Origin of the sequence: Nostoc cycadae WK-1 (assembly GCF_002897135.1) — a bacterium.
Classification (GTDB): domain Bacteria; phylum Cyanobacteriota; class Cyanobacteriia; order Cyanobacteriales; family Nostocaceae; genus Nostoc_B.
In genome coordinates, this window is record NZ_DF978421.1 from 161,918 (window position 1) to 176,518 (window position 14,601).

The 14,601-nt window shown below is 38.2% G+C and carries 12 protein-coding genes; all 12 read left to right on the forward strand.

Translation table 11 applies throughout. The features are described from left to right. Positions 1-138: 138 nt before the first annotated feature. The 12 genes from NCWK1_RS00645 to asnB all read left to right on the forward strand — a co-directional run bounded on the left by NCWK1_RS00645 (position 139) and on the right by asnB (position 14,512). Positions 139-1,167: a glycosyltransferase family 2 protein gene (locus NCWK1_RS00645; protein WP_096582310.1), complete on the forward strand. Its 1,029-nt coding sequence runs from the start codon at positions 139-141 to the stop codon at positions 1,165-1,167. Positions 1,168-1,175: 8 nt separating this feature from the next. Next, positions 1,176-2,165, forward strand: coding sequence for a glycosyl transferase (locus NCWK1_RS00650; RefSeq protein ID WP_103123362.1), 990 nt, complete (start codon positions 1,176-1,178; stop codon positions 2,163-2,165). Between the two features lie 37 nt (positions 2,166-2,202). After that, positions 2,203-3,195 carry a glycosyltransferase family 2 protein gene (locus NCWK1_RS00655; RefSeq protein WP_096582306.1) on the forward strand — a complete coding sequence of 331 codons (993 nt, stop codon included), beginning with the start codon at positions 2,203-2,205 and terminating at the stop codon, positions 3,193-3,195. A gap of 15 nt (positions 3,196-3,210) precedes the next feature. Continuing rightward, positions 3,211-4,221, forward strand: coding sequence for a glycosyltransferase family 2 protein (locus NCWK1_RS00660; RefSeq protein ID WP_096582304.1), 1,011 nt, complete (start codon positions 3,211-3,213; stop codon positions 4,219-4,221). Between the two features lie 34 nt (positions 4,222-4,255). After that, positions 4,256-5,506 (forward strand): glycosyltransferase family protein, encoded by a 1,251-nt coding sequence (locus NCWK1_RS00665; protein WP_103123363.1) that lies wholly within the window; start codon positions 4,256-4,258, stop codon positions 5,504-5,506. 78 nt (positions 5,507-5,584) lie between these two features. After that, complete coding sequence (locus tag NCWK1_RS00670; RefSeq protein ID WP_103123364.1) at positions 5,585-6,640, forward strand: glycosyltransferase; 1,056 nt, start codon at positions 5,585-5,587, stop codon at positions 6,638-6,640. Between the two features lie 16 nt (positions 6,641-6,656). Then, on the forward strand, positions 6,657-7,496 hold the full coding sequence (locus NCWK1_RS00675) for an FkbM family methyltransferase (RefSeq protein ID WP_103123365.1): 840 nt from the start codon (positions 6,657-6,659) through the stop codon (positions 7,494-7,496). Between the two features lie 74 nt (positions 7,497-7,570). Continuing rightward, on the forward strand, positions 7,571-8,806 hold the full coding sequence (locus tag NCWK1_RS00680; protein ID WP_096582296.1) for a glycosyltransferase: 1,236 nt from the start codon (positions 7,571-7,573) through the stop codon (positions 8,804-8,806). A gap of 11 nt (positions 8,807-8,817) precedes the next feature. Next, positions 8,818-10,305 (forward strand): O-antigen polysaccharide polymerase Wzy, encoded by a 1,488-nt coding sequence (gene wzy, locus NCWK1_RS00685; protein WP_103123366.1) that lies wholly within the window; start codon positions 8,818-8,820, stop codon positions 10,303-10,305. A gap of 20 nt (positions 10,306-10,325) precedes the next feature. Continuing rightward, positions 10,326-11,498 carry a glycosyltransferase family 4 protein gene (locus NCWK1_RS00690; protein ID WP_096582292.1) on the forward strand — a complete coding sequence of 391 codons (1,173 nt, stop codon included), beginning with the start codon at positions 10,326-10,328 and terminating at the stop codon, positions 11,496-11,498. Continuing rightward, the gene (locus NCWK1_RS00695; RefSeq protein ID WP_245894797.1) at positions 11,485-12,663 is read left to right on the forward strand and encodes a glycosyltransferase; all 1,179 of its coding nucleotides are present in this window, start codon (positions 11,485-11,487) and stop codon (positions 12,661-12,663) included. The genes NCWK1_RS00690 and NCWK1_RS00695 overlap by 14 nt, the downstream gene beginning before the upstream one ends. A 55-nt stretch (positions 12,664-12,718) precedes the next feature. Beyond that, positions 12,719-14,512, forward strand: a complete 1,794-nt coding sequence (asnB, locus tag NCWK1_RS00700; protein WP_096582290.1) for an asparagine synthase (glutamine-hydrolyzing) — start codon at positions 12,719-12,721, stop codon at positions 14,510-14,512. The last annotated feature ends 89 nt before the right edge of the window (positions 14,513-14,601 follow it).

Below are 14,601 nucleotides of genomic sequence, written 5' to 3' on the forward strand. Positions count from 1 at the left end.
ACTTACTATTACTAATTTTTCCCCATAGTAGAAATGCAGTTACTTACCTGATACTTATTACTTTATGTTTGGAGCAAATGCGGTAAAAGCGTAAAACATAATGTTAATTTATAGACAAGGATATTAAAGATTTAAGCTATGCTACCAGCACCTGATTTATCCATTATCATACCTGCTTATAATCGTATAGAAATGCTCAAATACACCCTGGAAAGTGTTCAGCGTGCAATTCAAGATTGCACTGTGGAAATCATCGTTGTCGATGATGGCTCACAAATACCTTTATCAGATTGTTTGCAGAATTTTCTTAGCTTGCCGATTCATTTTATTCGTCAAAGTAATCAAGGTTCAATCGTTGCTAGAAACCATGGTTTTCGAGAAGCAAAAGGTAAATATGTTTTATTTCTTGATTCAGATGATTTGCTCCATCCAGATAAATTAGTAGTTCAAATTAAGCAACTAGAGGAAACTCAGTCAGATGTTTGTTATACTGACGAAGCTGTGACCAGACTTCAAGGACACTATACTGATTTAGTATTTAAACCAAAGCGTGTTTTATCAACAGTTCAAGAGTCAGCTAGGTTTTATTTGCAAGTACAACCATTACCAAGTAACCCAATCTATAAAAAGAGTTATTTAGATAAATATTTGACAAAGCCTTTAGTATCTGCCAATCGTATTTATGATTCAGTTGGGGATGTTTGGCTTTATTATAATCTAGCAGCTTACCCTGCTAAAATAACTAAAATTGATGGTTATTACTGTGTTTATGGAGAGCATGAAGGTGAAAGATATACAAATCATTGGGAAAATTTAGGTGTTTCTTCTTTAGCATTAATGTTAGCATTTGCCAAAAACTGTCCAGTTAATGATTCTACGTTAGAAGCACGTAGATTAGTAGGTGAATGTGCCTTAATCTCTTGGCGCAAACTACCCAAAAATTTTAATTTAGATTTTGAAAAAAAAATGTGGGGTATTTGGAAAGAATCCCCAAAAGGAGATTTACAAAACTTAGGTGGTAAAAATTTTCAAATCCTAGCCAAACTCTTAGGTGTGCGTAATGCAGCATTCATTTTGCGGTATTTACAAAGACCTGATTATGCAAAAATTCAGACAATTAGCAGACAAGAATTAAGCAATAAACTTTCTAGTATAGAGAATATTTAAATAATTAAATGATATTTAATTTTCATATTATTTATAGGCAGTATATCCGCCAGTTAGCTAAACAATGGGGACTGGGTGCGATCGCATACAAATTATATTATGCTCCCAAGAGCTTTTTAGAAAAAATTTCCCGTCAGGGAAGTATCAATATAGCCATTGATTATTTGTCACGTCTTCAAATGGAAGCTGCTGCTGATAAATTACCTACAGTTGCAGTTCAAACATCAGCACTATCTTTAGATATTTACTTTTTAAGTGGGCGCAAATTTTGGTATCAAACCTGCTTTTGTGCCTACTCAATGCAACAACATACAAATCTAATATTGCGTCCAATTATTTATGATGATAGTTCTTTAGATCAGCAATATCAAAAAAAAATTAAGCGAATTTTTCCTCACGCTGAAATTATTCTGCTTTCGGAAGTTGAAGAACGCCTAGAGCAATATTTACCACAAAGTAAATTCCCCTATCTTAGAGAACGTCGTCTCAATTATCCTAACCTGAAGAAATTAACAGATATTCATATTGGCTCTCAAGGGTGGAAACTGGTACTTGACTCTGATATGTTGTTTTTCCATCCGCCAGATTTATTAATAGAATGGCTCAAATCGCCTCAGCAACCATGCCACATGGTAGATGTAGAGACATCCTATGGTTATTCTCAGTCTTTGATGTCTTCTCTAGCCCAAGCAGAAATTCCAGAGCGATTGAATGTCGGAATTTGCGGATTAAAAAGTGAGAATATCGACTGGGAAAAGTTAGAGTATTGGTGTAAAACGATGATTGAGCAACAGGGGACTCACTATTATCAAGAACAGGCGTTGATAGCAATGTTAATGTCTAGTCAACCTTGTACTGTTGCTCCAGCCACGGATTACGTTGTTCTGCCAAATCAAGCAGAAGTCATTCAGCCCAAAGTGGTGCTACATCACTATGTATCAGAATCTAAATCATGGTATTTCCGCTATGGCTGGAAGCACATTATATCTTCTATGTGAACTGATTAAATAAAATTTAATTTATTCATGATTAATTATGAGTAAACAACCTCTAGTCTCAATCCTCATACCTGCTTTTAATGTAGAAGCATGGCTGGCAGAAACCCTAGAATCTGCTTTGGCACAGACATGGCAAAACACAGAAATCATTATTGTAGATGATGGTTCAACAGATAATACTCTGGCAGTAGCCAAAAGTTTTGCCTCTTCTAAAGTTAAAGTCATCAGTCAAGAAAATAGGGGACAAAGTGCATCTGAAAATCGTGCCTTCCAAGAAGCTCAAGGAGATTTTATTGAGTATTTAGATGCAGATGACTTGTTAGCACCTGACAAAATTGAGCGACAAATTCAGCTTTTGGGTGATAGCAGTTCTGAATTTGTCGCCTCAGGAGAATGGGCGAGATTTTATAAATCTCTTGATGAAGCTTTGTTTATTCCCCAACCTCTGTGGGCAGATATGTCACCAGTTGACTGGTTAGTTTGTGCTTGGGAAAATCATCTGATGATGCACGGAGCAGCTTGGCTAATTCCCCGCCCAATTGCTGAACGGGCAGGAAATTGGGAGGAACGTTTATCATTGATTAATGATTTTGACTACTTCAGCCGCATATTATTAAGTAGCAAAGGAGTTAAGTTTTGTCAGGGTGCTAAAACCTACTACAGATCCGGTAACACTACTAGCCTAAGTGGTTCAAAATCTCGTCAAGCTTGGGAATCAGGTTTTTTAGCTTTGGAACTTGGCACAAATAACTTGTTAGCTCAAGAAGACAGCCCACGTACACGTCACGCTTGTGCAACGGTGTTTCAACGCTTCATTTATGAAGTTTATCCTGACGTACTAGACTTAAGAGGAAGGGCGGAGGGAAAAGTTAAAGAATTTGGAGGTTCAGACATTCAACCTTCTGGAGGAAGGATTTTTAAAAGTATTTCTTCTTTCGTAGGTTGGAAAAGAGCGAAATTTATTCAAGTATGGGCTGATAAATACCGTTATAATCCAGCATTGTTGAAAAAATTAATTTTTACTAAATGATTTATAAACAGTTTTATGGCACTATGTCGCGTTTATTTATTAACCTATCGGCGTAATCATCTTTTACCTCGTGCTTTAAATAGTTTATTAAATCAGACATTTACAGATTGGATATGTGAACTACATAATGATGACCCTAGCGATCCATTTCCTAGAGAACTAGTAGAAAAGATTGCTGATCCCAGAATTGTTATTGTAGATCACGTTGAAAATTTGGGGCCAACTCGTACCTTTAACCTTGTTTATCAACCAAAATCAGAAGTATTTATTAGCTTACTGGAGGATGATAATTGGTGGGAACCACATTTTTTGGCAACGATGATTAATGCGATGGAGCAGTTCCCAAATGTTCAGGTAGCTTGGGCAAATATGCGGTTATGGCAAGAAGAATCGGATGGTTCTTGGACTGACATAGGCAAAAATATTTGGAACAGTTGTCAAACTGATGGTGTACAGCTATTTGATTGGGGACAGCAACAACAAATTATGGGAGCGATTCATTCTAACGGAGCCATGATATTGCGTTCACAGTTTGCTAGTAACTTCGTTATCCCAGACGATACACCATTTGCATCTGTTGAGTTAGTGAGGGAAAGAGCTTTCCATTTTCCTATTTTATTTGTGCCACAGGTTTGTGCGAATTTTGCCATAACTCAATCAACATCTCGATCAAAAAACCGTAGTGTTTGGTCAAGAATACAAATTCTGATGACTGCGAGTTTTTTTAAACATGTGCCAGTGGAGGTAGAAACAATCCGCCAAATTTGGCTGGAAGCAGGTTCAACAACAGCTAAGTCTACAAGTAGTTTATTTTTTGCTGCTTTAATCTGTCCAGACTGTCGCCAACTTTTAAAGTATGCCAGATTGAAAGATTGGATTTTTTTCATTGCTTCTTGCCTCAAACGCCCCAAAATTGCCCTGGAAAATTTGCAAGCAACCAATTCCTATCCTGATGTGTGGAATTTTCTGGACAGGCAAACAGCGATTCGGGTGCAAGAGATGAAAAAGCAAGTCTACAGTGATTAAGCTTAAGCCATTTTCAGTGAATGTAGGTTAATTTGTGGCAAAATTTTTAATCTTAATTGGCGCTCATCTTTGTACAGCACCTCGCCCACAAAAAGAAGCAGAAGCCTTAACAAATGCAGGTCATGATGTGATAGTCGGTGGTTGTTGGTTTGACCCAGACTTGGTAGAGCGCGATCGCCTAATCATGGTAAACAAAAAATGGCGATTTGTACCCATGATTGACTTTCGACCCAGCAAAAAATTCAAGAACTTGCTGATTCGTCTCCAAGGACGTTTAGCTAGAGAAAAATTTCAACGTTTCGGGATATTTTCGCCGGAATTGCTAGGCTACGGAGCAGAAGCTATGCTCAAATTTGCTCTGAAAACCCGTGCAGATTTAACAATAGTTCACTCGGAAGCTGGACTGTGGGTAGGAAATCAGCTTCTAGATAGAGGTTTTAGGGTTGGTGTAGATTTTGAAGACTGGTTTTCTGAAGACTTGTTACCAGAAGCTCAGATCAGCCGTCCTATTACACAGCTAAAACGTCTAGAAAGTCTGCTAGTTAAAGAATGTAGCTATTGCTTGACAACATCCCACGCCTTAGCAGAGGCTTTAGCTAAAGCTTACAACGCACCCAAACCCACAGTAATTTATAACGTTTTTCCCTGGAAAGAGCGATCACAAATCGATCACCAAAAACGTGACCGAAAAAACCTGAAGTTACCTTCTGTACATTGGTTTTCCCAAACCATTGGGACAGGAAGAGGTTTAGAAACTTTATTCCAAGCCTTACCACAAATCACAATTCCTTTAGAAATTCATTTAAGGGGTAATTATCCAGAAAGTTCCCGCCAATGGTTAGAACCATTAATACCTGATGAGTGGCGCGATCGCTTATTCATTCATCCTACTGTTCCCAACAGTGAGTTACTATCACGTATTGCTGAACACGATATTGGTTTAGCGTTGGAGTGTAATCATATTACTAGCCGGAATCTTACAGTCACAAATAAACTTTTTCAATACCTACAAGCAGGTTTAGCAGTTGTTGCTAGTGATACTATGGGTCAACAAGAGATTTTTACTGAATTTCCTCACATTGGACAATTAATTCCTAGTGAATCTCCTAAAGCACTTGCCCAAGCATTAGAAGATTTATTAAGTACCCCAGAGAAGTTAGTCAAGGCAAAATTATCTGCATTGCAAGCAACGCAAGAAAAGTTAAATTTTGAGTTTCAAATTGAGCAAATTCTGTATATAGCTTCCCAATCAATGAATCCTGTAAAGACTAAAATATCTGTTTAATATAAATTAATAAAAAATAATTCCTTCTGATTTTAAAAATAAAACTGCAATCTTTTCAGAGAAATCTAAATTATAGAAATGCGTATTTTATTAACTGCCGATCCAGAACTACCAGTCCCACCAAAACTTTATGGTGGCATTGAACGTATTGTTGATTTGCTAGTAACTGAACTGGTAAATCGAGGTCACACTATCGGGCTAGTTGCTCATCCTGAATCTACTTCTAAAGCTAGTCAATTCTTTCCTTGGTGGGGAAAACAATCTCAAAACAAATTAGATGCTTTAAAAAATACAAAAGTCCTGTGGTCTGCTGTGCAGAAATTTCAACCAGATATCTTGCATAGTTTTTCTCGCATCTTTTATTTGTTACCTCTGCTGAACTCTAGCTTACCCAAAATCATGTCTTATCAACGTAACCCCAGCTTACGCACTACAAGTTGGGGGACAAAATTAGCTAGAGGTTCCCTAACATTTACTGGTTGTAGTGATTATATTTGTGGTATTGGACAGCATGCTGGCGGAGTTTGGCACACAATTCATAACTGCGTAGAACTAGATAAATATACTTTCCAACCTACTGTAAAATCAGATGCTCCCTTAGTTTTTCTCAGTCGAGTTGAAAGTATCAAAGGAGCGCATCAAGCGATCGCCGCAGCTCGTCAAGCAAAAAAACCCTTGATTATAGCTGGTAATCAAGTCAATTCCGAGGAAGGAAAAAATTACTGGGAACAAGAAATTGCTCCCTATTTAGGCAAAGATGGAATTGAATATATTGGCTCAGTCAACGATGAGCAGAAAAATGAATTACTTGGACAAGCAGCAGCCATGATTGTCCCTATTCAATGGGATGAACCCTTTGGCATTGTCTTTGCCGAAGCTTTAGCCTGTGGTACACCTGTAATTTCCTGTCCTCGCGGAGCTTTACCAGAAATTGTACGTCAGGGTATAGATGGTTATCTAGTGAATAATCTGGAGGAAGCTGTTAGTGCGATCGCCAATATATCTAAAATTAATCGTGAGCGTTGCCGTCAGCGTGTTGAACAGTGCTTTTCTGCTGATGTAGTTGTGAGTAAATACGAACATCTTTATCATAGTTTAATATTTTCTAATACCCTAGTTTTAGCTGAAAATTAACCTCAATATACAAACCATGAAATCTGTTGCTCTACCTTTACCATTAACTTGGATACAACCCTTTGATTTTCAACATAAACTCGGAATATGTGAGCGAATATTTGGCAAAACTATATCGTCTCATGGTGTATGTTGGGTAAACACTGGAGCAGGAATTACTTGGAAGCTTGACCTGACTAATCCAACTCATCGCTGGATTGTTTACGGCAAATATGAGGGAGAATCTTTCATTAACTGGGCTACTAAATTTCTACCGAAAGATGGAATTATTGTAGATTCTGGGGCTAATATCGGTCAAATGCTGATGTATTTATCTCAGTGGATACCGAATGGTAAAGTCTTGGCCTTTGAACCCGGTAATGAAGCTGCAAATTGGTTGGCAGAATGTCTTGCTGCTCATAAAAACCTACCTGTAGAACTTCTGAGATATGGTCTTGGTGCTTACCCTGCCAAATTACGGCTGCAAAATATTGGAGATCATCTTGGGCATGGGGCTTGGAATCAAATATCTGAGACAGAAGGTGAAGAGATTGAAATTGTACGTTTAGCAGATGAATTGGCAGCACGCAACATCCCAAATGTGCATCTATGGAAACTGGATGTAGAAGGTTACGAAATTCCTGCTTTACAAGGGGCAGAAACTTTACTTCACCAGCAGCGTATCAAAGCTATTTATGCAGAATTAGCTGGTGATAATGGACAACGAGTGCGAGATTACTTAGCAAATTTTGGGTACTACTGTTACTTTTTAAATCAACAAGGAAAACCCTATTTAGCGAAACAACTTCCTGAACATACAAACGGGCTATTTTTGCCAACACAAAAATTTTCAGAAAATCATCTTGAGAGTCTTTAACCTTGGTTAATCGAATCTTAATTGTCAGTCCACACTTTCCCCCGATCAATGCCCCTGATCATCAAAGGGTAAGAATGTCTTTGCCTTATTTAGAAGAATTTGGCTGGCAACCTCATATTCTCACAGTGCAACCAGATGCTGTTGAAGGAGTTAAAGATCCACTGTTGGAAAAAACCGTTCCCCAACATATCCCAGTCACACATACAGGGGCATTATCCATTCAACAAACTCGAAAATTTGGTTTAGGTAGTTTAGGCCTGCGGAGTTTTCCTCAACTACTTCAAGCAGGTAATCGCCTTCTACAGCAGCAGAAGTTTGATTTGGTATATTTTTCTACCACTATATTTACATCAATGGTGCTGGGAGCAATTTGGTATCGGCGTTTTGGTATTCCTTACGTCCTAGACTTTCAAGATCCCTGGCTAAGTGACTACTATCAAAAATCCAATACAGCAAGACCCCCTGGTGGCCGTTTTAAGTATGAGTTTTCGCAACTGCAAGCGAAATTACTGGAACCTATTGCTTTAAAATCCGTCAGCCATGTGATTAGTGTCTCACCTGCTTATCCGCAAATCCTCCAACAGCGATACCCCCAATTGCGCTCAGAACAATTTACAGTTCTACCCTTTGGTGCGCCAGAGTCAGATTTTGCATCGCTTCCGGGGCTTGAGGTACAGCAGAAAATATTTAATCCTCATGATGGCAAACGCCACTGGGTTTATGTAGGTCGAGGGGGTGATGATATGGCATTGGCATTGCGAGCCTTATTTTTGAGTATACAGTGCGATCGCCGTCAAAATCCGCAAGCATGGCAGTCAATTAGACTACACTTTATTGGTACCAGTTATGCACCTAAAGGACTAGCCGTTAAAACTGTAGAACCAATTGCCCAAGAATTGGGAGTTGCCGACTTAGTAACTGAACATCCTGAACGTATTCCTTACTTTGAAGCTCTAAAAATTCTCACAGATAGTAATGCTATCTTGCTGATTGGTTCCAATGACTCTACTTACACTGCATCTAAACTCTACCCTTGCATTCTAGCCCGCAAACCCATATTGGCAGTTTTCCATTATCAGAGTTCTGTGGTAGAAATTCTCCAAAAATGCCAAGCTGGCGAGTCTGTCACTTTTAACTCGGACAGCCAACCGGAAAATTTATTAGTCGAGATGACTAATGCGGTTCAGAAATTGCTTGACTTACCGAACACATATATACCAGAAACTAACTGGTCAACCTTTAAACCCTATACAGCAAAAGAAATGACTAGGAAGCAATGCCAAATTTTTGATCAGTGTCTTGCCACTTAAAGCAAATCACCATGAATGAATCATACTCTAGCAATTATCATTCTTTAGCTCTACTACCAGCCGTTGAAAAATATCAACGGCGACAGTTACTCAAAGTATTTTGGTTGATTGCTATAGGGTTACTGATATTTGAATTACAAGCAGAAACTGATTCTATACTGTCAAAGTTGGCAGCCATAATCATCACTGTAGCAGCACTATGGCCTAGTTATCTGTGGTGTTCTGGTCGAGCCTTTGGAATGCCACTTTTTCCATTATTTGCTCTTACTTATACTTGGACTCATGGTTTACCTCTAGTAGCTAATCATCCTTTAGTTATAACTTATTCTCCAGAAAGTCATTTATTTGCTGGTATAACAACTGCCGGATTTTTAATTATAGGTACTTCATTTTGGCTGAAATCGGTAAAATCTCCTCCACCTTTGCCTAAACATTATCGGGCTTTAAATGGGAAAAAAGGAAACTTATTTTTTTTATTAATTATGGCACTAGCCGTTTTATTCAATTTGTCTAAAAACGGAGGGTGGCTATTACTAGATGGAGGTATATTTGCTGTTATTAGGGGTACTGTTTTAGGGCTAACTGTACTAGCTAGTTTTGTATTAACCTATCAGCTAGGTAATCGTACTTTACCAAATAATCAGTCACGATTATATATGATTTTGCTGATTGCCTATATGGTGACAGATGCAGTTGGTTTGCTAGTTGTAGGCGCAGCATCTACATTTATGGTATCTACATCTGCCTTTATTATTGGGCGTAAAAAAGTACCAATTGTAGCTATTTTAATTGTGACTATTTGCCTATCTGTTCTACACCAAGGCAAAGACGAAATGCGTCACAAATATTGGTTTAAAGATGAGCCAACCCTGGTTCAGCCTTGGCAATATGCCGATTGGTATAACGAATGGATTGCTTACAGCCTAGAAAAGATGAGGGCAAAAGATGATGTGTACAAATCATCCGACTCAGAAGAAAAATCATCTTTTATAGAACGTTCCAGTGTAATTCAGATGCTACTTTTGACCCAGAAGAAAAGCCCTGAACCAATTCCTTATTTGTATGGAGAGAGCTATGCAGTAATACCACAGCTATTAATTCCCCGTTTCTTAAATGCCAATAAAATTCGTAGTCATGAAGGCACTTATATTTTGAGTATTCATTATGGATTACAAAAACGTGAAGATACTTTAGGCACAACTATTGGTTGGGGATTACTGGCTGAATCTTATGCAAATTTTGGCCTTCTAGGCAGTGCTGGACTTGGGGCAATTTTAGGAAACTTTTACGGTAGAGTTACTCGTTGGTCTATGAATGCACCAATTCTTTCAGCACAGTCACTATTTTCTGTTCTATTGCTGGCATTTTCGTTTCAAACAGAGTTTAGTGCTGGAGTCTACGTTTCTGCTTTATTTCAATCCGGTATGGTACTGGCGGGGATTGTGGTAGTCTTGATGCAGAATCAAAAGATACCGAAATTTCCAGCTTATCACTCATAACAGACAAGTGCAGCTAGAACATGAAAAAACTGGCGATCGTTGTTTCTCATCCAATTCAATATTATTCTCCTTGGTTTAAATATCTCAGCAACACAGCAGGTTTAGCTATAAAAGTTTTTTATTTGTGGGATTTTGGGGTTACCAAGCAAGTTGATTTTGGTTTTAAGCAGGAAATTCAATGGGATATCCCTTTACTAAGCGGATATGATTACGAATTTGCACCAAATATCAGTTCTCAACCGGGTACGCATAATTTTTGGGGTTTACAAAATCCCTCTTTAATTTCACAAATTCAAAGCTTCCATCCCGAAGCTGTACTGCTAATGATTTATAACTATGCTAGTATCTATCGTTTATTGTGGGGTTGGAATCAACGTCAAATTCCATTGTTATTTCGAGGTGATTCCCATCGATTACTAGCATCTAAAGGTGTAAAGGCTTTAGTTAAGCGAGAATTTATTACACAAATTTACCGTCGATTTGCGGCTTGTCTGTATGTCGGTAAAGCCAACTATGACTACTTCCGTTATCATCGTGTTGCTGAGAAGCAGTTGTTTTTTTCTCCCCATACAGTAGATAATGAGCGTTTTTTGGCTCAAGCTGATATAGTTGATCACCAAGCACAAACCTGGAAACAAGAATTAGGTATTCCCGCAGACCATGCAGTAATTCTGTTTGCAGGTAAACTAGAAGATAAAAAACGTCCTTTGGATTTGCTCACAGCTTTCTTATCAGCCAATATTCCTCAGACATCTTTATTATTTGTCGGTGCTGGCCCTTTAGAAGCAGAAATAAAAAATACAGTAGCAGGACATTCAAATATTTACTTGGCTCCTTTTCAAAATCAAACATTAATGCCTCGTACTTACGGGGCTGCTGATGTATTTGTTTTACCAAGTTACGGTACTGGAGAAACTTGGGGACTGGCTATTAATGAAGCAATGTGTTTAGGTCGTCCTGTCATTGTTAGTGATCATGTTGGTTGTTCCCAAGACTTGGTTCATAATGAACATAATGGTTTAATTTTTCGGGCTGGTGATATATCTGCATTAACTCATAGCCTGCAAGCAGCGTTATCAAATCGGGAACGTTTACAAAAATGGGGAGAAAATAGCCGAAAAATTGTAGGAAATTACACTTACGCTCAGGCAACTCAGGGATTAATGGAAGCACTCGAATATGTCAAACTCTGATAAATCAATGAATATACATCTTTGGTTGCCTCAGTTGTTTAGTTTTAACGGTGGTATCCAGATATACTCTGCTTTTTTATTTCAAGCTTTACAAAACCTTTTTCCTGACAGTCGCTATGAAGTTATGATCAAACATGATCTTGAGACTTCATCTAGCATTACCTACTTACCTCAAACTCGATTTCATTTTGCTGGTAGTTTACCTGCGAAATTCCGTACACCATTATTTGCAGCCCAACTTGTTGGCAATGGTCTGATAAAAAAACCCGATTTAGTTTTGGCAACTCACTTAAATTTTGCTGTGGCTTCCTTAATACTGAAGCGGCTAGTGGGTATTCCTTACTGGGTAGTTGCTCATGGAATAGAAGCGTGGAATATTAAAAATAAGTATTTGCAGACAGCTTTAATGGAGGCTGATTTAATTTTAGCTGTCAGCAGTTACACACGCGATCGCCTGCTGAAAGAACAAAACCTCGCTCCCCAAAAAGTTACTATTCTACCCAACACCTTTGATGCTCATCGTTTTCAACCTGCGCTTAAACCTGACTATTTATTAGCAAAACATCATCTCCAACCAACACAGTCAGTCATATTAACTGTAGCCAGATTATCGGCTGGTGAACAATACAAAGGTTACGACCAAGTTTTACAAGCACTCCCTCAAATTCGGCAGTCAATTCCTAATGTTCATTATGTGATTGTCGGTCAAGGTACTGATAGACCCAGAATTGAGCAACTCATAGCCCAGCTAAAATTACAAGATTGTGTCACCTTAGCTGGATTTGTGCCTGATGAACAGCTGTGTGATTATTATAATCTCTGCGATGTTTTCGCTATGCCAAGCAAGGGTGAAGGCTTTGGCATTGTGTATTTGGAAGCATTAGCTTGTGGTAAAGCTGTTTTAGGAGGTAATCAAGATGGTGCGATAGATGCTCTGTGTCATGGTAAATTAGGGGCGCTGGTTAATCCTGATGATGTAGAGGCGATCGCACAAACGCTTACAGAAATCCTGATGAAAAAACATCCCAATAGTTTGATTTATCAACCAGACTCTCTCAGAAGTTTAGTCATTGATACCTTTGGATTTGAAAAGTTTCAATTGACTCTTCATCAGTTGTTTCAAAAATTACCTCTGCTGTCAAAGATAGCTAATTTTTCATCATGATTTATTAAATAATAAATTATATTGTCATTCTAATTTTTAATCCAAAAATTACTATATGTGTGGCATTGCTGGCATTCTTACAGTTAATCAATATCAAGAACAATTAGAATCGACGATTCAGCGAATGCAGCTTGCTTTGCAACATCGGGGGCCAGATGATGCAGGTATTTTTATTGCTCCAGAACGGCAAGCTGCACTAGCTCATACTCGTCTATCAATTCTTGACCTTAGTAGTGCTGGACATCAACCAATGTCTACTACTGATAAAAGATATTGGATTACTTTCAACGGTGAAATTTATAACTTTAAACAACTGCGACAGGAGCTAATTGCTCAAGGCGAAAATTTTAATTCCCAAACAGATACAGAAGTTATTTTAAAACTCTACCAAAGATTTGGGAAGAATTGTGTTCAGCATCTTCGAGGGATGTTTGCCTTTGCCATTTGGGATGATTTTGAAAAAACTTGTTTTTTAGCTCGTGATCCTCTAGGAATTAAACCCCTTTATTATTGGCAATCTGGTTCTACATTAATATTTGCTTCTGAGTTCAGAGCAATTCTCTCCTCTCGCTTACCTGCAATTCATTTAAGCATGGAGGGATTATATGGTTATCTGATTAGCGGTTCAGTTCCAGAACCAAATACGCTGATTGCAGGAGTTCACTGCTTAAATGCAGGTTACTATCTGCATTGGGAGTCTGGTCAATTGACGCAAAAACAATATTGGCAATTTGATTTTACTCCTGAAAAAATCACCTTAGAACAAGCTCGTGAAAAAGTGCGAACTGCACTAATTGATTCTATTCAACACCACTTTGTCAGTGATGTACCAGTAGGCGTATTTCTGAGTGGTGGGATAGATTCTACAACAGTGGTCGCCTTAGCACGTCAAACCCAAACTGGTGTACTCAAAACTTACTCCATTGGCTTTGAAGAATCAGAATGGAACGAAGGAGAAATCGCCTCAAAAATTGCTCAGACATTTAATACTGAGCATACAGCATATACCATTACATCTTCTTTAGGTCAATCTTTGTTTCCCAAGTTCTTAGAAACAATTGACCAACCAAGTGTAGATGGTTTCAATACATTTTGTGTATCCAAATTAGCTCGTGAAGATGGTACAAAAGTTGTCCTTTCGGGTTTAGGAGGAGATGAATTATTTGGGGGTTATGGTTCATTCCAAAAGATTCCCAAAATGGTTCGCTTGGGCAGGAAAATTAAAGCACTTTATCCTTTGAATATTGGCATTGGTAGAGGCTTAGAGTTTTGGGGTCAATCATCGCAAATCAGACGCATAGGAGACTTCTTGCAAGATGTTCCTAACACAACATCTGCTTACCGTAGTTTTCGGGGTATATTTTCTCATCTAGAAGCCTGTAAAATAGCACATCAATACCTGCCAGAACAAGATTTACCTCTACGTCACAGTCAATATCAAGACATATCTTTACCTTCCCTTGAGGATGAAGTGAGCTTACTAGAAATTAGTGGCTATATGCGTAATCAGCTATTAAGAGATAGTGATGTGATGAGTATGTCATGGGGTTTAGAACTACGAGTACCAATTGTAGACAGAGTGTTGCTAGAAACAATTGCTTCTATACCTAGTAACTTGCGGTTAATGCCACAAAAAAGATTATTAGTTGAAGCTGTTCCAGAATTACCAACTTGGGTAACAAACAAACAAAAAAGAGGGTTTTCCTTTCCTTTTCCAAAGTGGATTGATGATGAATGGCATGAATGTTTTACAGGGATGAATTCAGCTAAAGATATCCATTTAGGAGTTTGGTATCGTCGCTGGAGTCTGGCACTATTAAAATATTGGTGGGAAACGATTTCTCACTAATCTCTAACTTAAAAAATTTAGGGTATTTGCCAAAAAACTAACTAACTCCGATGAAGACAGTCGCAAAATCATTAAATGTATGTCATGTA

Excerpts from the sequence above, each read along its gene's own strand:
- NCWK1_RS00645 (WP_096582310.1), top strand. The coding sequence starts at position 139 with ATGCTACCAGCACCTGATTTATCCATTATCATACCTGCTTATAATCGT.
- NCWK1_RS00655 (WP_096582306.1), top strand. The coding sequence starts at position 2,203 with ATGAGTAAACAACCTCTAGTCTCAATCCTCATACCTGCTTTTAATGTA.
- NCWK1_RS00680 (WP_096582296.1), top strand. The coding sequence starts at position 7,571 with ATGTCTTTGCCTTATTTAGAAGAATTTGGCTGGCAACCTCATATTCTC.
- NCWK1_RS00670 (WP_103123364.1), top strand. The coding sequence starts at position 5,585 with ATGCGTATTTTATTAACTGCCGATCCAGAACTACCAGTCCCACCAAAA.
- NCWK1_RS00650 (WP_103123362.1), top strand. The coding sequence starts at position 1,176 with ATGATATTTAATTTTCATATTATTTATAGGCAGTATATCCGCCAGTTA.
- asnB (WP_096582290.1), top strand. The coding sequence starts at position 12,719 with ATGTGTGGCATTGCTGGCATTCTTACAGTTAATCAATATCAAGAACAA.
- NCWK1_RS00660 (WP_096582304.1), top strand. The coding sequence starts at position 3,211 with ATGGCACTATGTCGCGTTTATTTATTAACCTATCGGCGTAATCATCTT.
- wzy (WP_103123366.1), top strand. The coding sequence starts at position 8,818 with ATGAATGAATCATACTCTAGCAATTATCATTCTTTAGCTCTACTACCA.
- NCWK1_RS00675 (WP_103123365.1), top strand. The coding sequence starts at position 6,657 with ATGAAATCTGTTGCTCTACCTTTACCATTAACTTGGATACAACCCTTT.
- NCWK1_RS00690 (WP_096582292.1), top strand. The coding sequence starts at position 10,326 with ATGAAAAAACTGGCGATCGTTGTTTCTCATCCAATTCAATATTATTCT.
- NCWK1_RS00695 (WP_245894797.1), top strand. The coding sequence starts at position 11,485 with ATGTCAAACTCTGATAAATCAATGAATATACATCTTTGGTTGCCTCAG.